Here is a 22349-nt window from a genome sequence, read left to right on the forward strand (position 1 = left end):
GCGGATCGACAACAGGCGAAAGCTTTTCCTGGCAACTGGGGAAGCGAAACGCGGCGGCAGACTGCACCAATAAAGTGCAGCCCGCTGCGCTAAAGAAGAGGTGAAACTATTGTGCGGCCAGCGGGTGCCAGACTTCGGTCAGTGCGCCTACCCCACCGGTGATCGGGTCGGCTTGCGGCATCACCACGCGTTTTATTTCAAGCATAGACTGTTCCATTAAGGCCTGCTCGTCACGCAGCGTCCGCGGTACAACGCCTGGGGGATACGCCCCCACCGCGAGGAAATCATCGCTGGCGGCGATCTGCTGGTGCCCTACCCCGGCCGGGATCAACACCGCATCCCCGGCGTACACCGTGACCATTCTTCCGCTCTCGCCGCCAAACAGGATCTCGGCCCAGCCGCAGGTAATCCCCAGCAGTTCATGGGTGTTCGGGTGATAATGGGTGTAGGGGAAAACCGGCGCTTGCCAGCTGACCGGCCAGCCGTGCGCGGCAAACTCGGCTTTAAACCACGCGCTCATATCCTCGTCGGTTTCATCAGGAATGACCTGCGGATAAATGATCAGCGGCAAAGGATTATTGGGGACGCCCTGGGAAGGTTGCGACAGCATCAGATGTCGCGGGTTGGTGGATGCGCCCGCAGCAAAAGTTCCGGCAGCAAACGACATCAGCAACATCACACTGCGAGAGTCAGACAGCATAACAGGCTCCTGTGGCTTCAAAAACGGTGTTGAATGATTGTTAAATTAAGTGTGGCACCGTTTAGCCAGCTTGCAATGTTTCCTGCACGCGAGAGATCACATAACACATTAATTTAATTGGACATAAGCCAAATTCATGCTGTTGTCATACCCGCACAATAACTTTCACTTTTTTACCACTGCCTGTGATAAAATTAAATATTGCTCAGTGACACTATCACTATTAACAATCATCATCACTGGCAATTATTTTTTACAAACGCTCATTTACTGATATTTCCAGAAATATCGAATTATCAGTTAATATGGATTTTGCCCTCGCATAATAAAGATCCTGGCCATGATAATATCCAGGACGCTTTATCCGGCGGTCACATGGACAACTCTGATACAAGATCACTATGACTCCTTATTGTATTATCCATCACTGGTATGTCGACTTCTCGGTCGGGACGCTTACCCACAAAAATACGGGTGAGCAACGGCGTCTGGGCGAGTTTCAGGTCAGGCTCCTGCAGGTGCTGGCAGAGCACGCCGGAGAAATACTGTCACGCGATGAGCTGAATCAGCTGGTGTGGGAAAGGCGCGTTATTGGCAATAACAGTTTACCTAATGCGATTCATGCCCTGCGCGTGGCGCTGGAAGATGACGGTAAACAGCAAAAGATTATTAAAACCATTCCTAAAAAGGGCTACATCCTCGAAAAGGAATATTGTCAGTTCGTCCCGGTACCTGAACTGGATGACGTTGAAGAGAACCCCTTTTTCAACCGGCTACCCACGCAAAGCATCGCCCCTGAAGCCCCCGCCACCGACAGCCAGCTGCTGGACAACCCGCCAGCTGTGGTCACCAGCGATCGGGCATCCTTCTGGCGCTGGCTGGTACCGATGCAGGCGCTCGTGCTGCTGGTGATTCTGGCATGGATTGTCTGGCCGTACGTTACGCCACCGGCACAGCAGTTAAAGAGGAATGACGCGACGGTTTACAGCAACATTCGCTTGCAGGAGCTGGTGACCAGAGGGGAGCCTTCCGCCGGCATTGAGCTGAACAAGCAGCTTGGTCCCACCCTGTTTATGCTGAATCAACATCTGAAAAATCAGGATGTGACCATGGACGTGGTGTATGCCTTTGACGGCACGTCGCTAAATTACACGCTGACGCTTAAAAACGCCTGCGGGCAAAAACAGCTGGCGATGAAAGTACTGAACTGGCGTACCAACAGCAATGTGCTGAGCGCGCTGATCTACCGGGAAACTGAGAGAAAATTTAATGAAATGGCGAACTGCGTCAATTAGTTTACTGCTGGTCAGCGCAGCGCTACTGCTGGGCGCGCTGCTGATGAAGCCCCTGCAGGGCAGCAGCAGCGCTGAATTTGTGCCAGCGCTAAACCGGGAAGATGTGCAGCTGGGTTATTACGACCTGCTGTCGCGCCAGCGTGAGCTGTACGATCCGCACTTCGCGCAGCATGAGGGTAAAACCACTCTGATGCTCACCAGCCCGGATGACAGCCAGTTTATGATTAAGGTCAATTTGCAGCAGCTGGCCAGCGGTCCTGAGGGTATGACCTTCATTTATCAGCCCCTCTACTATGCTGATACGGGCGAAGCGCGGATCATCAAGAGTATTCTCGGCCCCGGTGGGCAAAACCGGGTGCAGTTTAACGACCTGCGCTTCAGCGACCGCCGCCTGATTGTCTTCCCATCAGGACAGATTTTAAACGTTACGGCAGGTTAAAGCGCGCCTGCCAGTTTGCCAGTGTATTAGGCAGCGTTTTTTTGTCCTGCTCGGTGGTGACATAGTGCTGGCTGACCTTGTTGCCCGCTTCAGGATCGACGCGTAGCGCCCAGATTTTCCCCTGCGGGGTGGTCATGATCATCGCCGCCTGACGGTCAGCCCGACCTTTCATCCACATCGTCACCACTCTGGCACCCAGATCGTCGAGGTCCTTTTCGTGATTAAAGGCGGTGGCGGTATCAACATACTTCTGATAATCCTTACCGACCAGCTGACGAAATTTCTCATCGGTCTGCTGGTCGGGCAGGATGCCAAGGCTCAGTAACGTGGCGGACGGGCGCGGATCGTGGTCACTTTTCACATAATCGCCATCGATGGTCATTCCTCCCGGCATCAGCAGCTTGCAGCTGTTCTTGCTGTCGCTGCGCACCTTGATTTTGCCATCGTGTAGGGGGATCAGCACAACGGTACAATCGCCGCCCCAGGCAATGCTATCGGTGAATCCTACCCCGGAATAGAGGCGCACATCGCCGCGTAACGCGCTCTCATAGACGCCCGCCTGAACGCTGGCATCCATGCGAAACTCCCAGCCGGAGAGTTTACCGATCAGCAATTTTCCACTATTGCCATGAGCGGCCGATGCGTTCCACCAGGTCCCCTGCCAGTCAAAATCCTGGCCGGTGCCGTGCAGAACCCCCAGCATATACAGGTAGGCTCCGCGCAGGCAGCCCTCGCTGCTGCAGGCATCAGGTGCATGGTGCATGGGGGCAATCAGTTGCTGCGCATGCTGCGGGTCCTGCTTCACCTGAGTGTAAAAATCCTCGTTATAAACACTGTCGAGCCACAACAGTTGCGGGCTGCTGCATACCGTCTGGTCGGCAGTTCCTTTTATACGCGTGCAGTCGTAGGCACTCGCGGGTACAGCCCAAACCATGGCGAGTGTGAAAAAGGTAAGGATAAAGATCTTTTTAAACATCATGTTATAACCCATTGTTCCATCATCCGTAGACCTGATGCTGCGGGGCCAGGATTCTACACGCAAATCAGCCAGCAGGCTACATTATAACCAGCCAACTGTTATAGCTTAATAGCAGTAAACTGTGTCTGCTGCTATGGGTTAAGAGATGTTTTAATTGCACTCTGCCAGGACTTTTACCCTGAGGTACATGATGGAAGAAGTAAAACAGATACTGCTGCGCGAGATCGACAGTTTGAACCGTGCAGAGCAGCGTGATAACAAGCCGCGCTTCAGCTTTCAGTTTTTGAAAAAGCATCCCGGCCTGTGGGCCTCAATGTATGGCTGCTACGTGCTGACCGTGGCGCTGATTTTTACCACCGATTTTCTCGGCTGGCCCGCCTTCTGGGGCGCGACCATTTTTATCCTGCTGATGAGCGGCCTGATGCTGATGGATGTGAATCCGAAGTACCGCTTTGAAGATATCGACGCGCTAGACCTGCGCGTCTGCTACAACGGTGAATGGTATTACGTGCGTACTCTGTCAGACCAGGCGGTGAGCGATATCCTGCACAGCGAAAACGTGCCGGATAAGGTGAAACAGGGGATTAATAAGCTGCTATCCCTGAAGGGTGAAGTCGACTTTTACGACGTATTCCACCTGACCTGGGGCCATCAAAGCGCGGCAGCGGTGTAAATGTACTGCTCCGAAGGGGCGTGGCATGCCGCGCCCGCGGATGGCTTTGCCTACAGCAGATCGGCGATCAGTTCGCCGAGGGTTTGGACTGCTGCTTCCTGCGCCCCATTCCACCAGGCCGTGTTGAAACGGAAATAGTTGGCGTACTGCTCGCTGGAGGAGAACATCTTCCCCGGCGCGATGCTTATCTTCTGCTGCAGCGCGCGATAATAGAGATCGGTGGTGTTGACCTGCTTCGGCAGCTCTATCCACAGAAAGTAGCCGCCGCGCGAATCATTAATCTGCGCCCCCGCCGGCAGATAGCGTTTCAGCGCCTGGCGCGCCAGGTTTTTGCGCTGTTCCAGTATCTGGCGCAGCCCGCGCAGATGGCGGTCATAGCTGTGGGTGCCAAGATAGGTGGCGAGCGCCTGCTGCATTGGGGCACTGGTGGAGAGCGTGCTCATCAGCTGTAAGCGCTGAATACGCTGCGCGTGCTGGCCAGCCGCCACCCAGCCAACGCGAAATCCAGCCACCAGATTCTTCGAAAACGACGAGCAGTGCAGCACGTTATTTTGTCGATCAAAGGCCTTGGCCGGCAGCGGCTTTTCACGCCCGCTATAGAGTTCGCTGTAGACATCATCCTCAATCAGCACCACGTTGTGCTGCGCCAGCAGTTCAACCAGCTGCTGTTTCTTCTCGCGGCTCAGCGTGCAGCCCACCGGGTTCTGCTGGCTGGTCATCATCCACAGCGCTTTGATCGGCCAGCGCTGAAGCGCGCGGCTCAGCTCATCCAGGTCGATCCCGCTTTGCGGATCGGTGGCAATTGCCACGCTTTTCAGCTTCAGGCGTTCTATAGCCTGCAGCGCACCGTAAAATGACGGGTTTTCAATCGCCACCCAGTCGCCCGGTTCGGTCACTGCCTGCAGGCTGAGATTGAGTGCTTCCATCGCGCCATTGGTGATGACGATCTCATCCGGCGAAACCTGTATCCCCTGCAGGGCATAGCGCTGCGCCAGCATTTTGCGCAGCGCTTCATTACCGGGCGGCAGGTTATGCAGGGCATCTACCGCTTTCATGCTGTGGGAGACGGTGGTCAATGCACGCATCAGCTGGCGCTGGGGAAACAGCTCAGGGTCGGGAAACGCGGAACCGAAGGGGATAATATCCGGGTCGCGGCAGGCTTGTAACACATCGAAAATAAAGGCGTTGATATCCACCGACTCGGCCAGCTGCACTTTCTGGTGGCTCATCGGCTGGCGCAGGAATTCAGCGCGTGGGGCAACATAATAGCCCGACTGCGGACGCGACTGGATGCGCCCCTGACTTTCCAACACCTGGTAAGCATGCATCACGGTCATCAGGCTCATGCCGCTGAGGTTCACCTGCTCACGCAGCGAGGGCAATTTTTCCCCGGGCAGCCAGATTTCCGTCTCGATTTGCTGGCTGATTTGCTCAACCAGCTGTTCATATTTTGCCACGACTGTTACAGGCCATTTTAAGCGAATGGGGAACTATTATACCCCATACTCGCTAAACGGCGTCAGAGAGCGGTGCCACTACGCTCAGCTTTGGGGCGTTGGCCACCGGTGCTTCGACCCCTTCGCGCTCGACAAAATGTTTGAGATCCGGCACTTGATCCGGCGGAACAGGGCGACCCAGCAGGTATCCTTGCAGAGTGTTACAGCCCAACCCGGTCAGGAACTGCTGCTGCTCGGCGGTTTCCACTCCTTCGGCAACCACTTTCAGATTCAGGGTCTGTGCCAGGGCAACAATGGCGGTGACGATGGTGGCATCTTCCGTCTGCGCCTGCAGCTCATTGACAAAGGCACGGTCAATTTTCAACTCGCTGGCCGGCAGGCGCTTCAGGTACAGCAGGCTGGAGTAGCCGGTGCCGAAGTCGTCAATTGAGGCTTTCACCCCCAGCTCGGTCAGCTCGGTCAGAATGCGCACGCTCTCATCCGGGTCGCGCATGGCGGTGGTTTCCGTGACTTCCAGCGTCAGCAATTCCGGTGGGATGCGGTGCGTTTCCAGCGCATTGACCACCGTTTCCACCAGCCCTGCCTGCTCGAACTGCAGGGCGGAGAGGTTGACGGCCACCGACCAGTCGGTATTACCCTGCAGATGCCACTCGCGCAGCTGGCGACAGGCTTCATTAATGACCCAGTTGCCCATGGTAACGATCAGCCCGGTTTTCTCTGCCAGCGGCAGGAAGACGTCTGGCGCCAGCAGGCCACGCCGTGGATGCTGCCAGCGCAGCAGCGCTTCAAAGCCAATAATCGGCCCGCGTGGCGCACAGAACTTCGGTTGATAGAACAGACGCAGTTCGTTGTTATCCTTTGCCAGCCACAGGTCATTGATCAGCTGTAGCTGGTTCTGTGCGATGATGTTCATCGACGGCTGGAAAAAGCTGTGACCGTTGCGTCCGTTGTTTTTGGTGTGATACATCGCGGCATCGGCGTTAAACATCAGTTCACGCTCATCTATGCCGTCGCCCGGAAACACTGCGATACCAATACTGAGCGATACCACCAGCTCGTAGCGGGAAATATCAAACGGCCGCTCCACGGCTTTCACCAACGCATCCGCCACGGTAGCGGCATCGTTGGGATCCTCAATTTCAATCAGCAGCACAAATTCGTCACCGCCGAGGCGCGCCAGGGTGTGATGCCCCTGCACGATCTCTTTCATGCGTTCGGTCACGGCGATTAACAGGCTGTCGCCAATATGGTGGCCAAAGGCGTCATTGACCGCTTTAAAGCCGTCGAGATCCATAAACATCAGGGCGAATTTGGAGTTCTCGCGTGAAGCTTTATTGATCGCCTGGTCGAGGCGATCCTCCAACAGAATGCGGTTTGGCAGGCGGGTCAGGTTGTCGTGCAGCGCCAGCTGCGCCAGTTCGCGGTTGGCTTCCGCCAGCGAAGACGCCAGCACCGAGGTGCGGGCCTGCAGGCGCGCATCCAGCATCGACACCAGCAGCGTAATGCCGAGAATAGCCAGCGTCACCACCACCACCAGGATCGCCAGCCAGCTGCTGTTCACGCCAAGATGGGTGGCATGACTGCTGGCCGGGAAGCTGGCCGCCGCCATGCCGGTGTAGTGCATCCCGGCGATAGCAATCCCCATAATTAATGCCGCGCCGCTGCGCATCAGCGCCAGTCTGCCGGTGCCCCGGCGCAGATGGAATGCCAGCCACAGCGCGGCGCCGGAGGCACCCAGTGCGATCGCTACCGATAGCCAGATCCAGCGCCAGTCCCAGACAATCCCGGGGTTTACCATCAGCGCCGCCATGCCGGTGTAGTGCATCGCTACCACGCCGCTGCCCATCACAATCGCCCCGCCGCACAGCCGGTACCACGGCAGCTCACCGTAGCAGACGATCCACAGCGCAAAAATCGATGCGGCCACGGCGATCACCATCGACAACACCGTCAGGCTGACGCTATAGCTCATCACCATCGGCAGGCTCATCGCCAGCATGCCGATAAAGTGCATTGACCAGATCCCTACGCCCATGGCGAAGCCGCCACCGAGCAGCCAGACCAGCGCCACCTTGCCCGTTGAAGTTGCCACGCGCCCCGCCATATCCAGCGCGGTATAGGAGGCGAGGAACGCAACAATAAAAGAGACGATAACCAGTAATTGATCGTACGAACTCATGAGCATATGACAATCCCGACTGCTGTAGCCATTTTTGACTTTGTGTGTAAGTTACCCGGGGCCATTAAATTAATGGCCAGGCTGATGCTTAATTTATCGGCATAAACGCCCGGGTCTTTAGTACTGCCCTGGAAAGAGAAAAACTGAAGAAGTGCGGTTAAGGGGTAATCTGATATATCCCTATAATTTATATCGTTTAGTAAAACTCCGCTCTGCTGCTGAGAACATAGCATTGAGGCCAGTCATTCACCTAGACTCTCTTAGGATTATTCTTGAAAATTTTACCAGCCCAGTACCCGCGCGGGCTGCCAGCGCCTCACTTTAAAGCGTCAGACACATAAATAATATTTTCCGTTTCGCTTCACAGGCTTTCTCAGCCTGATCTATAGTAAGAGAAACTTGTGTTAACTTATTCATTCAAATAACAGATTGTTCCTCGCGTTATATTTTACCCACTAAAGGGTTTTTATTATTTATCCCGTTGCGCTTAGCCCTGCTAACGTCAATATTCCACCAGGCGAAAAAGCACGTTCATCTCTCTAATCAGTAAGGAATGGTTATGAAAATGAAGCTTTTTCTGCTGGGCTGCAGCCTGAGCTTTGGCGTCGTCAGTTCGGGATTCGCCGCCACCACGACAGGGACTATCGCGGCCAGACTGGTATTAACCACCGGCTGCCTGGTGAACGGTCAATCCGCCACCTCCGCCGTCAACTTTGGTACCCTCGACTTTGGTAGCAGCGCGGCGACGTTTGATACGCTGAATGCCACCCTGGTCGGTTCACTGGGTAACGGCATCTTCGTTCGCTGCACCACCGGGCAAACCTACAACGTCCAGCTCACCAGCAGCAACGCCGCCCCCGCCACCGTTTACGGGACGGTCACGGCGCAGCCGCGCTATCTGGTCAGCGCCACCAATGCCACCCAGGGTGTCGCTTACACGCTGTACGGCACCACCTCTTACACCACGCCGATTGCTAACAACACCAACCTGACCAATACCGGCACTGCCGACCCGGTCAACGGGGACAACTATCCGATTTATGGTCGGATTGCTGGCGGTGGCTATAACGCCGCTATTCCGGCTGGTACCTACACGGACACGATTAACGTCGCAGTGAATTACTGATTGCGGCAGCAAGGGAAGAGATGGTGTGGAAGCTGGTTCAAGGACTGGCGGGCGACGCTCGTCCGCTCATTCTCGTGCTGCTGGTTTACAGCGGTTGCGCAGCGTCATTGCCCACGCAAACCTTCCAGGTTACCGCTTCGATCGTTAACGGCTGCGTGGTCTCCGGCACCAATACCGGCGTGTTTGGCACGCTCGATTTCGGTACGCAGCCCGGCGTGGGGAGCGCCACGGCGAATGCTGCCTACGTGCAGAGCTCAACCATTGCCCTGGCCTGCACGCCGGGAACCACGCTCAGTATGAGCATCGACGGCGGCAGTAATTACACCACCACCCGCAATCTGAAGGTGGCTAACAATAGCAACCTGGTGGCGTACAACCTCTACACCAACGCCAGCCATACCACGGCGATCCCGGTGAATCAGAACGTGGCACTGACTTACAGCAATGCTAACAACATTACGCTGCCAATCTACGGGCAGCTTCAGCTGAGCGGCGTCAACCGCGCCGGGACCTACAGCGATACGCTGACGGTCACGTTGAGCTGGTAACAGCAGGGAAAAAAGGAGAAGTGATGACCAAATTCGCGCTTACAGGGCCGCTGCTGGCACTGTTACTGGGTGTTGTGTCCCCTACTGCCAGCGCCGGGAATTCCGTGCTGATTTGGCCGATCGACCCGAAGATCGCGCCGCAGGAGAAAGCCAGCGAACTGTGGCTGGAGAACCGGGGCGAGAGCACCACGCTGATGCAGGTCAGGGTGTTCAGCTGGCAGCAGATCAATGGCCAGGAGCAGTACCAGACTCAGCAGCAGGTGCTGGCCAGCCCGCCGCTGGTGAGGATTGAGCCAGGCAAGCGCCAGATGGTGCGCCTGATTAAGCAGACGCCGCCAGCGGGTGGCAAAGAGGCCGCCTACCGCGTGCTGCTGGATGAGATCCCGACCCCGCAGCAGGCGGGCGATAATCAGGCCGGGCTAAATTTCCAGATGCGCTATTCGGTGCCGCTCTTTGTCTATGGCGACGGGCTGACGCCGGAGAGCGCGCGCCCGCAGCTGAGCTGGCGCCTGGTGAATCAGGGCGGCAAGCAGGCGCTGGAGATCACCAATCGTGGCAGCGGTCATGCCCGCCTCAGCAACGTCTCGCTCGGCGGTCGCAGCCTCTCCAGCAGCCTGTTCGGCTATGTGCTGGCCGATGCCAGCAACACATTCCCGCTCAGCGTGCCGGTTTCCGGCGGGGCTGAGCTGAGCGCCGAGCTGGAGCATAAACAGAGTTGGCGTAGTACCCGCTCAGCACCATAGTCGATGAGCAGATGCCGTCGGGTGCCGGGCCGGCACTGCACACTGGCCGTTACTGGCCTGTTAAGCTGCCTGTCACCGCTGACCGGCAGCGCGGAAACCTATAGCTCGCTGCCGCCCCCGCCGAGCGCCGCTGCCAGCCAGCAGCAGCAAAATTATATGCTGGGGCTGGTGGTCAATGGCGAGGAGAGAGACCAGGTGGTGCCGGTGCAGTTTCAAAACGGCCACTATCTGCTGCGCGCCGCCGACCTGCAGCGGGCGGGTATTCCGACTGCGCGCATCACCGCCTCGATTATCGATGTTTCCGCTATGGATCAGGTGCAGGCGGAGTACGATCGCCAGCGGCAACGCATTCTGCTGACGGTGCCGTCCGAATGGCTGCCAAAGCAGACCTTTGGGGGTGCCGCGCAAAACGGCCCGCGCTATCCCGGTCGCAGCAGCAACGGCCTGCTGTTTAACTACGATGTTTACGCCAGCCAGACCACCGACGGCGGTACCCGCATGTCTGCCTGGAATGAGCTGCGCCTGTTCGGGAATGCTGGCCAGTTCTCCAGCAACGGGGTATATCAGCAACAGCTTACGGGTGACAGCGGCTACCTGCAGGATGGCTATCTGCGCTACGACACCTGGTGGGCGAATCAGGATGAAGAGCGGGCACTGAGCTGGCGCGTGGGGGATTTAATCACCGATTCGCTGGCGTGGAGCAGCAGCGTGCGCCTCGGCGGTATTCAGATTGCGCGTGACTTCTCGGTACGCCCTGACCTGGTCACTTATCCCCTCCCCTCATTTTCCGGCCAGGCGGCGGTCCCCTCGACCGTTGATCTGTTCGTCAACGGCTATAAGACCAGCAGTAACTCGGTACAGCCCGGCCCTTACTCGCTGACTAATATGCCGTTTGTCAACGGTGCCGGTAATGCGGTGGTGGTGACCACCGATGCCCAGGGGCGGCGGGTCAGCACCACCCTGCCGTTTTACGTGGCCAGCGATCTACTGAAAAGCGGCCTGTCTGACTTTTCCTTTTCCGCCGGGGCGCTGCGCCAGAATTACGGGCTGAAGAACTTCGACTACGGTTCTGCCGCCGGCAGCGGCTCTTATCGCTACGGGATCGCCGACTGGCTGACGCTGGAGACCCATGCCGAGGCGGCGCAGTCGCTGGCGCTTGGCGGGGCGGGCGTGCAGCTCAAAATGGGAGCCTGGGGGGTGGTGAACGGTGCCGTCACCCAGAGCCAGATGCAGGGCGACAGCGGCCGTCAGTACAGCTGGGGCTACCAGTACAACACCAGCCGCTTCAGCGTGGGAATGCAGCAAACCCGCCGTACCACCGGCTTTGGTAACCTTGCGCTGTATGGCGACCGTGAGAGCGGGGTGGCAACGGCAGAGACCTATACGCTGAGCCGCAGCAGCGCGCAATACAATGCCAGCGTGGCGCTCGATCGCTACGGCAGCCTCGGCGCGGCGCTGATTGATATCACCAGCGGCAGCGGCGATCGCACCCGCCTGCTCAACCTCTCCTGGAGCAAAAACCTGTGGGGCAATACCAGCCTGTACCTTTCCGCCAGTCGCGACCAGCAGGAGGGGAACTGGTCCGGTGCCGTTTCGCTGATGATCCCGTTCAGCGATCTGAGCAATGCCAGCATCAGCATGGAGCGCGATCGGCAGGGCGGCACCGCTGAACGGCTCTCCGTTTCGCGCGCGATGCCGACCGATGGCGGGATCGCTTACGATGCCTCCTGGGCGAATCAGAGCAGCGGCGGCAGCTATCGTCAGGGCAATCTGCGCTGGCGTAATCAGCAGTTTGAAACCTCGGCGGGCTTCTATGGCGATGATAATTACAGCACGGAATTTGCCGATCTCTCCGGTTCGCTGGTGCTGATGGATAACAGCGTATTTGCCGCAAATCAGGTGACGGACTCCTTCGTGCTGGTGAAAACCGACTACCCGAACGTCAACGTGCGCTATGAAAACCAGCTGATGGGAAAAACGAATAGCGACGGCTACCTGCTGGTTCCGGCCATCAGCTCATACTACCCGGCGAAATACGATATCGACACGCTTGACCTGCCTGCTGACATGGCGGCCAGCAGCGTCGAGCAGCGCTTCTCGGTGAAGCGCCAGAGCGGTTATCTGCTGCACTTCCCAATTGAGCCGCTGCGCGCCGCCAGCGTGATCCTGCATGACAGCAACGGCGAGCCGCTGCCGGTCTCAACCGTTATCAGCCGCGAGGGTCAGCAGAGCGGGTACGTTGGCTGGGACGGCATCACCTGGATGGAGAATCTGTCTGAACATAACCCCCTCCGCGCCGAAACCCCGGACGGACGCCACTGCGATACCGAACTGACGGTGCCGGGCGGGCGGCCAAAATCCCTCACCACTTACGGCCCGCTCACCTGTGTGCTCTCCCCGTTACCGACAGGAAATACCCGATGAAAAAACTGTTGCTGCTGTGTAGTTTTATCCTGCTGATGGGCGGTTCGCTTCCAGCCCTGGCGGCCTGTACCACCGCGCCGGTCAGCGCGGCCTTTGGCGGTGTCAGCTCGTTTACCGTCAATACGACGGCCAGCACGGTTTCTGCGCCCGGCACCCTCAACTGCGGCACCGGGGTGCTGGCGCTGCTGTCATCGGACAGCGTCACCGTGCAGTTAGTCAGCGCCACCAGCTCCACTGGCAATCGGGGCACGCTGCGCCTGAGCGATACCATCCCGGTGCAGCTGTGTACCGACTCCGCCTGCGCCACGGAGTTGGGCATTGGTGGCACCATCGTTACCTATAGCCGCAGCCAGCTGCTGGGGCTGAGTATCGGCACCGGCAACCAGGTAGTGTTCAGCCTGCCGTTCTTCCTGCGCACCGTGCCCGGCGCCGTGGTGGCGGCCGGCACCTACACCGTGACGCTCAACGTGCAGGTGGTGTACAGCGTCTGCACCGGGGTAGGCATTGGTGGCCTTTGCCTGCTCGGTTCGCAAAACAGCGGCACCACGACCCTGCCGCTGACCGCGACCATCGCCATTGCCAACGACTGCACCACCATTACTTCGCCTGCGGTGAACTTCGGCAGCGCCCCGCTGGTCAGCAGCTTTACCGGCGTCAGCCAGTCGATCAACGTGATCTGCACCAAGGGCAGTACCTACAGCGTGGGGATGAACAACGGGATCCATGCGGTGGGAGCGCAGCGCTACATGGCCAGCGGGACGAACCTGCTGGCCTATGAGATTTATAAAGGGTCGGGCACTGCCAGCCGTTGGGGGGGAACCGTGACTGCAGAACGCATGCAGAGCACGGCGGCTAACAGCGTCAGCACCGACGGGCTGACCCGCACCTTTAACTATAATGCTCAGGTGCTGACCAGCCAGGCAACGCCGGTAGCGGGGAGCTACAGCGATACCATTACGGTGGACTTGTCGTTCTAACCCAGGTGATTACCACCGGTGACGCCGTGTACTTCAGCGGTCACGTAGCTTGACTCCTGCGACGCCAGATAAACGTACACCGGCGCCAGTTCTGCAGGCTGTCCGGCACGTTTCATCGGCGTCTGCTGGCCGAATTCCGGGATCTTATCCTGCGTCTGACCGCCCGCAATCTGCAGCGCCGTCCAGATTGGACCCGGTGCCACGCAGTTCACGCGGATGCCTTTCTCAGCAATCTGCTTCGCCAGGCCGCGGGTGTAAGCCAGGATAGCCGCTTTGGTCGACGCATAGTCGAGCAGGTGTGCGCTGGGCTGATAGGCCTGAATCGACGAAGTGGTGATAATGCTGCTACCCGCCGGCAGATGCGGGATCGCTGCCTGGGTGATCCAGTAGAGCGAAAACACGTTGGTCTCGTAGGTTTTACGGAACTGCTCGGTGGTCAGGTCAGCAATGTTTTCTACCGCCACCTGCTTACCGGCCACCAGCGCCAGAATGTCCAGGCCGCCTAAATGCTCGCGCGCATCTTCCACCAGCTTCTTGCTGAACGCTTCATTGCTGATATCACCCGGCAGCAGCACCGCTTTTTGCCCGGCCTGCTCAATCAGTTTTGCCACTTCTTCGGCATCGCGCTGCTCGTCAGGCAGGTAGGAGAGCGCCACGTCCGCGCCTTCGCGGGCATAGGCAATGGCTGCCGCGCGGCCAATGCCGGAGTCGGCACCGGTCACCAGCGCTTTACGCCCCTGCAAACGGCCGCTGCCGCGATAGCTTTTTTCGCCGCAGTCCGGCACCGGCCGCATCTCAGCCTGCACGCCGGGCGCAGGCTGGCGCTGCTTGGGGAAGTCTTCCGCTGGATATTGCGTGAGAGGATTCTGCATTTCGTATTGGTCTGCCATGGTTCCTCCGCTTGGCGATATATTCATTTCGTTTCGTTCGGGGTTAAGCGTAGTCCACGCTCATCGGCTGTCGACGAGGGAAACATTAATATCGAGTATCGAACTGATTTCAGAGGAAAAAATGGCAAAAGTTAAATGCAATAAAATATAACTAAATATGAACAGCCCCCCTCAGGCGAATAATATCGACGCAAATGATGTGCAAATTTTAGCCAAAACTACCACTGTTAATTATTGGTTACTAATGTGAACATTTTGTAAGCCAGTAACAGTGATCGCCGTCACATTAAAACCCGCCCCGGCAGGCTAAAAACGAGGAAAAAACCCACAGGAAGTAACATGAGCAACTCAATGACAGGGACATCGCGGCAGGGCGGTGCCAGAACTATCTTCAACGTTACCAGCGGTAACTTCCTCGAAATGTACGACTTTATGGTGTTTGGCTACTATGCTACCGCCATCGCAAAAACCTTTTTCCCCGGAGATGACCCGTTTGCCTCACTGATGCTGACGCTGATGACCTTTGGCGCCGGCTTCCTGATGCGGCCGCTGGGGGCGATTATCCTCGGCTCTTATATTGACCGCCACGGCCGCCGTAAAGGGCTGCTGCTGACGCTGGGACTGATGGCGATCGGTACGCTGACCATTGCGGTGGTGCCCGGCTATGCCACGCTGGGCATGGCGGCGCCGGTGCTGATCCTGCTGGGCCGACTGCTGCAGGGCTTCTCGGCCGGGGTCGAGCTTGGCGGGGTTTCCGTTTATCTCTCTGAGATCGCGCCCAAGGGCAAGAAAGGCTTCTACGTCAGCTGGCAGTCCGGTAGTCAGCAGATTGCGGTGATCTTCGCCGCGCTGCTCGGCCTGCTGCTCAATCATCTGCTGGCAAAAGAAGCCGTTACCGACTGGGGCTGGCGTATTCCATTTGTGATTGGCTGCCTGATCGTGCCGTTCCTGTTCTGGATCCGTCGCATGCTGGAAGAGACCGAAGCCTTCAGCCAGCGTAAACATCACCCGAGCATGGGGCAGATTGTCCGTTCGGTTGGCCGCAACTGGGCGCTGGTGCTGGCAGGCATGCTGATGGTGGTCACCACTACGGTGATGTTCTATATGATCACCGCGTTCACCCCGACCTTTGGCAAAACGGTGCTAATGATGAGCGATAAAGAGAGCTTCTTTGTCACCCTGTGCATTGGTATTTCCAACCTGTTCTGGCTGCCAGTGATGGGGGCGCTTTCTGACCGCTATGGCCGCCGTCCGCTGCTGCTGATCTTTACTATCCTGATGATTATCACCGCCTGGCCGGTGCTGCACTGGCTGGTCGGTTCACCGAGCTTTGCCCACCTGCTGGAAGCCGAGCTGTGGCTCTCATTCCTGTACGGCAGCTATAACGGCGCCATGGTGGTGTATCTGGCGGAGGTGATGCCGGCGGAGGTGCGTGCCACCGGTTTCTCGCTGGCCTATAGCCTGGCGACAGCGCTCTTCGGCGGTTTTACTCCGGCGGTGTGCAGCTATCTGATCCATGTGACGGGAGATAAAGCGATGCCGGGCGTCTGGCTGACGTTTGCGGCAGTGTGCGGATTAATTGGGACGTTGATTATCAAACGGCTGGTGAAGCAGTATCAGGCAAGGCGCCTGATGGAGCCGGCAATTCAGGTATAACGCGATTATGACAAGGGCCGATCACAATACGATCGGCCCCTGCGATCCGGGCATGTAGGGGGCGACCACTGAGGGATCCCCACAAAAAATCGTTCTGAATTTTATCGCTGGATGAGAGGTGGCAGGTTTCAGGAGGGAGGGCTGCTTTCCGCACCGGCATCAATACATCCCTGTAGCCTGGCTCACGGCCATCCCTGGCCGTGGGCCTGCTGCAATCAGCCCTCCCTCCTTGCACCCAAAGCCGCAGCGTCGCGGTTTAAACCCACAGCGAGCACGATGATAGTGGGGGATGAGCTTGGCCTGAGGTAAGCCGGACGTCACGCGGCAGGGATGCCGCGTGCCGAGGCCCGCAGGGAGCGTCTTTTGCCGTTCCGGCGTGCTCAGGCTGAGCTCAGACCGGTTTGCGGACGTTTAGCGATGGAAGTTATTTCTGGGGAGACCTCAGGGGGCGACCACCGTTTTGGTCGACCCATTACACGGGATTATTTCCCGGCAGTTTCCATACCCATCAAACCAATCTTCAGATATCCCGCCTGACGCAGTTTATCCATCACGCCCATCAGCGTTGCGTAATCGACGGACTTATCGGCCTGGAAGAAAATCGTGGTGTCTTTCTTACCTTCGGTCTGTTTGGTCAGTGCATCGACCAGCGTCTCTTCGGTTACCGCATCATTGCCAATAAACAGCTGCTTGTCGGCTTTGATAGACAGATAAACCGGCTTTTCCGGGCGCGGCTGTGGCGCACTGGTGGAGGCAGGCAGATTGACGCGCACGTCAACGGTGGCAAGCGGCGCGGCGACCATAAAGATAATCAGCAGCACCAGCATGACGTCGATAAACGGCGTCACGTTGATTTCATGCATTTCACCGTTGTTATCGAGATCTTCGTTTAATCGCATTGCCATAGTGCTTAACCTACCCGCAGTTTCTGTGCGGGCTGAACGCGCGGTGCGCTGGCGGCGAGGTCAAGGTCGCGGCTCTGCAGCAGCAGAACCTGGGCGGCCAGGTCACCGAGAGAAGCTTTGTAGCTGCCAATGGTGCGGGCAAAGACGTTATAGATAACCACTGCAGGGATAGCAGCAATCAGGCCCACCGCCGTCGCCAGCAGCGCTTCCGCAATACCCGGCGCAACCACGGCGAGGTTAGTGGTCTGCGTATGAGCGATGCCGATAAAGCTGTTCATAATGCCCCACACGGTACCAAACAGACCGACGAACGGTGCGATAGCCCCGATGGTGGCAAGGAAACCGTTACCGCGACCGGCATGACGGCTGATGGCCGCGACGCGGCGCTCAAGGCGGAAACCGGTACGCTCTTTAATACCGTTGTTGTCATCAGAGCCTGCAGACAGCTCCAGCTCGTTTTCCGCTTCTTTTACCAGTAGCGTGCTCAGGCTAAAGCCTTTAAAACCGGCACAGGTCTGGCTGGCCTCTTCCAGCGAACGCACGTTGGCCAGCGCCAGCTGCTCGCGCTTAAGGCGCTTGCGTGCCGCGCTGAGTTCGATACTTTTGCTGAAGAAAATGGCCCAGGTGACAACCGATGCCAACAGGAGGCCAATCATCACCGCTTTCACCACGATGTCTGCATGCTGGTACATGCCCCAGACGGAAAGGTCCATCTGCATCAAATCATTTGTCACGCTGTGTCTCCAACGTCTAATAGCCGATAGCGGAAAAATTCAGTGCGGATCATACCAAAACAGCCGGGAATTGATAGTAGTTCTCATTACTATTTACAACTTAATGGACATTTTTTGCACATTTTTTTATCTCCCGCGCTGCGCTGTCGCAGCGATAATGAATTTTTATCACTTATCCGCAGGCTGCATACCGCGCGGCAGGCTGGCGTGTTAACGTTGAAACAGGGCAAAAAATCATACGGGTATTTATGAGCAGCAAAAAAATTGAAACCGCGCTGATCGCGGCCGGACGCGCTAAACGCTACACGCAAGGCTCGGTTAATCCGATTATCCAGCGCGCATCATCGCTGGTGTTTGATAGCGTGGCCGATAAAAAACGCGCCACCGCCGGGCGTGCCGACGGCGAACTCTTTTACGGGCGTCGTGGCACCCTCACCCACTTCTCCCTGCAGGAGGCGCTGACCGAGCTGGAAGGCGGCGCGGGCTGTGTGCTCTATCCCTGTGGTGCAGCGGCGGTAGCCAACGCTATCCTCGCCTTTGTCTGCGCGGGGGATAACGTGCTGATGAGCGGCAGCGTGTACGAGCCGACTCAGGATTTTTGCACAAAAATCCTCAGTAAAATGAATGTCACGACCACCTGGTTCGATCACAGCGCGGGCAGCGAAATCGCCGAGCTGGTGCAGCCCAATACGCGCGTGGTGTTCCTCGAATCTCCGGCTTCGATCACCATGGAAGTGCAGGACGTTCCAGCCATTGTCGCGGCGATCCGCAGCAAAGCGCCGGATGCGATCATCATGATCGACAACACCTGGGGTGCCGGGATCCTGTTCCGCGCACTGGACTTCGGGGTGGACATCTCGATCCAGGCCGGAACCAAATATCTGATCGGCCATTCGGATGCGATGATCGGCACCGCCGTCGCCAACGCGCGCTGCTGGGCGCAGCTGCGCGAGAATTCCTACCTGATGGGCCAGATGGTCGATGCCGACACCGCCTATATGACCAGCCGCGGCCTGCGCACGTTGGCAGTGCGCCTGCGTCAGCATGAAGAGAGCAGCATTCGCGTCGCCAACTGGCTGGCCGAACGCCCGGAAGTGGCGGTGGTCAACCACCCGGCGCTGCCACAGTGCAAAGGACATCAGTTCTGGCAGCGTGATTTCAGCGGCAGCAGCGGTCTGTTCTCCTTTGTACTGAAGGCGAAGCTGAGCCGCGAGCAGCTGGCACACTACCTCGACAACTTCAGCCATTTCAGCATGGCCTACTCGTGGGGCGGCTATGAGTCGCTGATTCTGGCGAACCAGCCGGAAGAGCTGGCGGCGATCCGTCCCGCGGGCGGCATTGATTTCAGCGGCACGCTGGTGCGCCTGCATATCGGGCTGGAAAACGTCGACGATCTGATTGACGACCTTGCTGTCGGGTTTGCACGCTTAAGCCAGTCATGCCCTAAAGCTTCAACAAAGTGTTAATAGCCTCCCGGCTTCGCGCCTTTGATCAAGGTGTTGAAGCGAAATTGCAGCTACAATGGACAGCGAAATTTCAATAGCCAAAATAATTGGCGTGACGGCAAGGCGGCAAGTACGCGCATCCCCGGGAGCTTACAGAAGTCAGTCACCTGGGTGTTCGTACGCAGCTAATGCAGCTGTGGCGTCAAGTATCAAGGCTATGCAGGTTACGGGATAACTAATGGGTGTATTACACGAGATTGTTCAGGCGCTGTGGCATCAGGATTTCGCCGCGCTGGCCAATCCGGACGTGATTTGGATTGTGTACGGAATTATGTTTCTGACGCTGCTGCTGGAAAACGGCTTGCTGCCCGCGGCGTTTCTGCCCGGTGACAGCCTGCTGCTGCTGGCAGGGGCGATGATCGCCAAAGGGGCGATGGCATTTATCCCCACGCTGCTGATCCTGACTACCGCTGCCAGCCTCGGCTGCTGGTTGGGTTATCTGCAGGGGCGCTGGCTGGGCAACACCAAAATGGTTCAGGGCTGGCTTATGCACCTGCCCGCTCAGTATCACCAGCGGGCATGGAACCTGTTCAACCGCCACGGCCTGATGGCGCTGCTGGTCGGCCGCTTCCTGGCTTTTGTCCGTACCATATTGCCCACCCTTGCCGGGATTGCCGGATTAAAGAACACCCGTTTCCAGCTGTTCAACTGGCTGAGCGGTCTGCTGTGGGTGCTGATTCTGGTGGGATTCGGCTATGCCATTAGCCAGGTACCGTTTATTAAACGCCATGAAGACCAGGTGATGGCCTGCCTGATGGTGCTGCCGCTGGTGATGCTCTCCATCGGTCTTATTGGCAGTATTGCGCTGGTGATGCGCAGAAAAAAAGCCCGGTGAATCCGGGCTTTTTGCTTAACCGCTCTGGCGCATGCGCGTCATCTCTTCGCCCGGCGTCACGCCAAAATAGCGCTTAAACTCGCGGGAAAACTGCGATGCGCTCTCATAACCGACCTTCATCGCCGCCACGCTGGCCTTCATCCCTTCCTGTAACATCATCATGCGCGCCTGGTGCAGGCGGTAACTTTTCAGATACTGCAACGGCGAGGTGCTGGTCACCGCCTTGAAGTTGTGGTGGAACGCGGAGACGCTCATATTCGCCTCCGCCGCCAGCAGATCCACGCTCAGGCTGTCGGTGAAATGGTGCTCGATGCGCCGCAGCGCCCTGGCTATCTGGCTGAACTGCGTCTGGCGGCTCACCAGCGCCAGCAGCGCACCGCCGCACGGCCCCTGCAGGACGTGGTAGAGAATTTCGCGCACGATCTGCGGCCCGAGCACGCGGGCATCGCGCGGGTCTTTCATCACGTCCAGCAGGCGCTCGGTGGCGCACAGCATCTCTTCCGTCAGCAGCGCCGAGTGGATGCCGCGGGTTTGCGGCTCCGGGTGGAAACCGTCGTCATCGCCAATGTCGATCAGCAGATCCTGTAGCTTCAGCGCATCAACGCGCAGCGATAGCCCGGCCAGCGGCGCTTCCGGCGTGGCAAAGGTTTCGCATTCGAACGGCAGCGGCACGGTTAGCATCAGATATTTGGTGGCGTCATAGCTGAACACGCTGCTGCCAAGGTAGCCGGTTTTCTGCCCCTGAAACAGGATGACAATGGCAGGCTGGTACATCACCGGCTGGCGCGCCCAGTGCTGGTCGGCATAGATCAGGCTGATGCCCGGCACCGGGGCAACGCGGGTTTTATCCTGAGTAACCAGCCCAATAACCTGTTGCGCCAGTCGGGCGCAGATTGCCTTACGATCCATAGAGATTCCCGCTGCTGAAAAAACAGTGACGATATCATCGCCTGCCGCCTGCGAATTCTCCAGCCCTTTGGAGGATCAGGCAAGAAACAGGCAGAAATGTGCATTGAGCAAAGCAGCAGCACTGCTCACAATCAATCTCGGACTTTGCCGCCGCCACTCACCAGGATTATCGACATGAATAATTTTGTACTGCATACGCCGACCCGCATTCTGTTTGGCCAGGGCCAGATTGCCCATTTAGCCGCTGAGATCCCCGCTGACAGCAAAGTGCTGATCACCTTCGGCGGCGGCAGCGTGAAAAACAACGGCGTGATGGACCAGGTTTACAGCGCGCTGCAGGGTTTTGACGTGCAGGAGTTTGGCGGAATTGAGCCGAACCCGAGCTATGAAACGCTGATGCAGGCGGTGGAGGTAGTGAAGCGCGAGAAGATCACCTTCCTGCTGGCGGTCGGCGGCGGCTCGGTGCTGGACGGCACCAAGTTTATTGCCGCAGCAGCGTTCTACCCGCAGGACCCGTGGCATATTCTGCAAACCGGCGGAGCAGAGATTGAACAAGCGCTGCCGATTGGCTCAGTGCTGACCCTGCCCGCCACCGGTTCGGAGTCCAACCGCAGCGCGGTTATCACCCGCCGTGCGACCCACGACAAGCAGGCGTTTCGCAATAACCACGTCTTCCCGCGCTTTGCCGTGCTCGACCCGGTTTACACCTACAGCCTGCCGCCGCGCCAGATTGCTAACGGCGTGGTCGATGCCTTTGTGCATACCATTGAGCAGTATCTGACTTACCCGGTTGATGCCCGCGTGCAGGACCGCTTCGCCGAAGGCCTGCTGCTGACGCTGATTGAGGAAGGCCCGCGCGCGCTGGCCGAGCCGGAAAACTACGACGTGCGTGCCAACGTGATGTGGAGTGCCACCATGGCGCTTAACGGCCTGATTGGCGCCGGGGTGCCGCAGGACTGGGCCACCCATATGCTCGGCCATGAACTCACCGCGCTGCACGGGCTCGATCACGCTCAGACGCTGGCGATTGTACTGCCGTCGCTGATGAACGTTAAGCGCGATACCAAGCGCGAGAAGCTGCTGCAGTTCGCTGAACGCATCTGGGGAATCAACGAAGGCAGCGAGGACCGGCGTATCGATGGCGCGATTGCCGCCACCCGCAGCTTCTTCGAACAAATGGGCGTGCCGACGCGCTTTAGCGATTATCAGCTCGACGGCTCCTCAATCCCGGCGCTGCTGGCAAAACTGGAAGAGAAAGGCCTGACCGCGCTGGGCGAGCGCCAGGATATCACCCTCGACGTCAGCCGCCGTATCTACCAGGATGCCTCCTAATCGCCCGGCATTCGTCTGTGATTCAACTAGACTTGATCACATC

General features: G+C 57.9%; 20 protein-coding genes. 12 read left to right on the plus strand and 8 right to left on the minus strand.

Translation table 11 applies throughout. The features are described 5' to 3' along the window. Positions 1-106: 106 nt before the first annotated feature. On the minus strand, positions 107-700 hold the full coding sequence (locus J2Y91_RS04505; protein WP_133622731.1) for a hypothetical protein: 594 nt from the start codon (positions 698-700) through the stop codon (positions 107-109). Positions 701-1101: 401 nt separating this feature from the next. On the opposite strand from J2Y91_RS04505, the gene J2Y91_RS04510 reads away from it, so the two are divergent. Next, the gene (locus J2Y91_RS04510; protein ID WP_133622730.1) at positions 1102-1995 is read left to right on the plus strand and encodes a winged helix-turn-helix domain-containing protein; all 894 of its coding nucleotides are present in this window, start codon (positions 1102-1104) and stop codon (positions 1993-1995) included. After that, positions 1970-2434, plus strand: coding sequence for a hypothetical protein (locus tag J2Y91_RS04515; RefSeq protein ID WP_133622729.1), 465 nt, complete (start codon positions 1970-1972; stop codon positions 2432-2434). The genes J2Y91_RS04510 and J2Y91_RS04515 overlap by 26 nt, the downstream gene beginning before the upstream one ends. Here the strand turns inward: J2Y91_RS04515 and J2Y91_RS04520 are convergent. After that, positions 2421-3413 (minus strand): lysozyme inhibitor LprI family protein, encoded by a 993-nt coding sequence (locus tag J2Y91_RS04520; protein WP_133622728.1) that lies wholly within the window; start codon positions 3411-3413, stop codon positions 2421-2423. The genes J2Y91_RS04515 and J2Y91_RS04520 overlap by 14 nt on opposite strands. Positions 3414-3603: 190 nt before the next feature. Between J2Y91_RS04520 and J2Y91_RS04525 the strand changes: the two genes are divergently transcribed. After that, positions 3604-4086, plus strand: coding sequence for a YlaC family protein (locus tag J2Y91_RS04525; RefSeq protein ID WP_048914617.1), 483 nt, complete (start codon positions 3604-3606; stop codon positions 4084-4086). Positions 4087-4136: 50 nt separating this feature from the next. Here the strand turns inward: J2Y91_RS04525 and J2Y91_RS04530 are convergent, their stop codons facing one another. Together J2Y91_RS04530 and J2Y91_RS04535 are read right to left on the minus strand one after the other, a co-directional pair. Further along, positions 4137-5543, minus strand: a complete 1407-nt coding sequence (locus J2Y91_RS04530; protein WP_133622727.1) for an aminotransferase-like domain-containing protein — start codon at positions 5541-5543, stop codon at positions 4137-4139. Between the two features lie 52 nt (positions 5544-5595). Then, positions 5596-7728 carry a putative bifunctional diguanylate cyclase/phosphodiesterase gene (locus J2Y91_RS04535; RefSeq protein ID WP_133622726.1) on the minus strand — a complete coding sequence of 711 codons (2133 nt, stop codon included), beginning with the start codon at positions 7726-7728 and terminating at the stop codon, positions 5596-5598. A 553-nt stretch (positions 7729-8281) separates the two neighbouring features. Here J2Y91_RS04535 and J2Y91_RS04540 point away from each other — a divergent pair. The 5 genes from J2Y91_RS04540 to J2Y91_RS04560 are packed head-to-tail and all read left to right on the plus strand — an operon-like array spanning position 8282 to position 13540. Continuing rightward, entirely contained in the window at positions 8282-8848 is a 567-nt protein-coding gene (locus tag J2Y91_RS04540; protein WP_133622725.1) for a spore coat protein U domain-containing protein, read from the plus strand. A 20-nt stretch (positions 8849-8868) separates the two neighbouring features. Then, positions 8869-9396 carry a Csu type fimbrial protein gene (locus tag J2Y91_RS04545; protein WP_133622724.1) on the plus strand — a complete coding sequence of 176 codons (528 nt, stop codon included), beginning with the start codon at positions 8869-8871 and terminating at the stop codon, positions 9394-9396. Between the two features lie 23 nt (positions 9397-9419). Then, positions 9420-10139 carry a fimbrial biogenesis chaperone gene (locus tag J2Y91_RS04550; RefSeq protein WP_133622723.1) on the plus strand — a complete coding sequence of 240 codons (720 nt, stop codon included), beginning with the start codon at positions 9420-9422 and terminating at the stop codon, positions 10137-10139. 3 nt (positions 10140-10142) lie between these two features. Next, the gene (locus J2Y91_RS04555; RefSeq protein WP_133622722.1) at positions 10143-12563 is read left to right on the plus strand and encodes a fimbria/pilus outer membrane usher protein; all 2421 of its coding nucleotides are present in this window, start codon (positions 10143-10145) and stop codon (positions 12561-12563) included. Continuing rightward, the gene (locus J2Y91_RS04560; RefSeq protein ID WP_133622721.1) at positions 12560-13540 is read left to right on the plus strand and encodes a Csu type fimbrial protein; all 981 of its coding nucleotides are present in this window, start codon (positions 12560-12562) and stop codon (positions 13538-13540) included. The genes J2Y91_RS04555 and J2Y91_RS04560 overlap by 4 nt, the downstream gene beginning before the upstream one ends. Here the strand turns inward: J2Y91_RS04560 and J2Y91_RS04565 are convergent. After that, positions 13537-14430, minus strand: a complete 894-nt coding sequence (locus J2Y91_RS04565) for an SDR family oxidoreductase (protein ID WP_048914607.1) — start codon at positions 14428-14430, stop codon at positions 13537-13539. The two genes, J2Y91_RS04560 and J2Y91_RS04565, sit on opposite strands and share 4 nt — an antisense overlap. Before the next feature lie 339 nt (positions 14431-14769). Here J2Y91_RS04565 and J2Y91_RS04570 point away from each other — a divergent pair, with 339 nt between their 5' ends. Continuing rightward, positions 14770-16086 (plus strand): MFS transporter, encoded by a 1317-nt coding sequence (locus J2Y91_RS04570; protein WP_048914606.1) that lies wholly within the window; start codon positions 14770-14772, stop codon positions 16084-16086. 482 nt (positions 16087-16568) lie between these two features. On the opposite strand, the gene exbD is transcribed toward J2Y91_RS04570, so the two are convergent. Both exbD and exbB read right to left on the minus strand, forming a co-directional pair. Next, the gene (gene exbD / locus J2Y91_RS04575; protein ID WP_099753685.1) at positions 16569-16991 is read right to left on the minus strand and encodes a TonB system transport protein ExbD; all 423 of its coding nucleotides are present in this window, start codon (positions 16989-16991) and stop codon (positions 16569-16571) included. A 5-nt stretch (positions 16992-16996) separates the two neighbouring features. Next, positions 16997-17725, minus strand: coding sequence for a tol-pal system-associated acyl-CoA thioesterase (exbB, locus tag J2Y91_RS04580; RefSeq protein WP_099753684.1), 729 nt, complete (start codon positions 17723-17725; stop codon positions 16997-16999). 248 nt (positions 17726-17973) lie between these two features. On the opposite strand from exbB, the gene metC reads away from it, so the two are divergent. Further along, a complete protein-coding gene (metC, locus tag J2Y91_RS04585; protein ID WP_133622719.1) occupies positions 17974-19191 on the plus strand; it encodes a cystathionine beta-lyase in 1218 nt (405 codons plus the stop codon). 217 nt (positions 19192-19408) lie between these two features. Further along, positions 19409-20065: a DedA family protein gene (locus tag J2Y91_RS04590; protein WP_048914602.1), complete on the plus strand. Its 657-nt coding sequence runs from the start codon at positions 19409-19411 to the stop codon at positions 20063-20065. A gap of 15 nt (positions 20066-20080) precedes the next feature. Here J2Y91_RS04590 and J2Y91_RS04595 read toward each other — a convergent pair whose 3' ends face one another. Then, positions 20081-20974, minus strand: a complete 894-nt coding sequence (locus J2Y91_RS04595) for an AraC family transcriptional regulator (protein WP_048914601.1) — start codon at positions 20972-20974, stop codon at positions 20081-20083. Between the two features lie 174 nt (positions 20975-21148). On the opposite strand from J2Y91_RS04595, the gene yqhD reads away from it, so the two are divergent. Then, positions 21149-22306, plus strand: coding sequence for an alcohol dehydrogenase (gene yqhD, locus J2Y91_RS04600; protein ID WP_048914600.1), 1158 nt, complete (start codon positions 21149-21151; stop codon positions 22304-22306). Positions 22307-22349: the final 43 nt, after the last annotated feature.

Source organism: Erwinia aphidicola (assembly GCF_024169515.1).
In the GTDB taxonomy this organism is placed as follows: Bacteria; Pseudomonadota; Gammaproteobacteria; order Enterobacterales; family Enterobacteriaceae; genus Erwinia; species Erwinia aphidicola.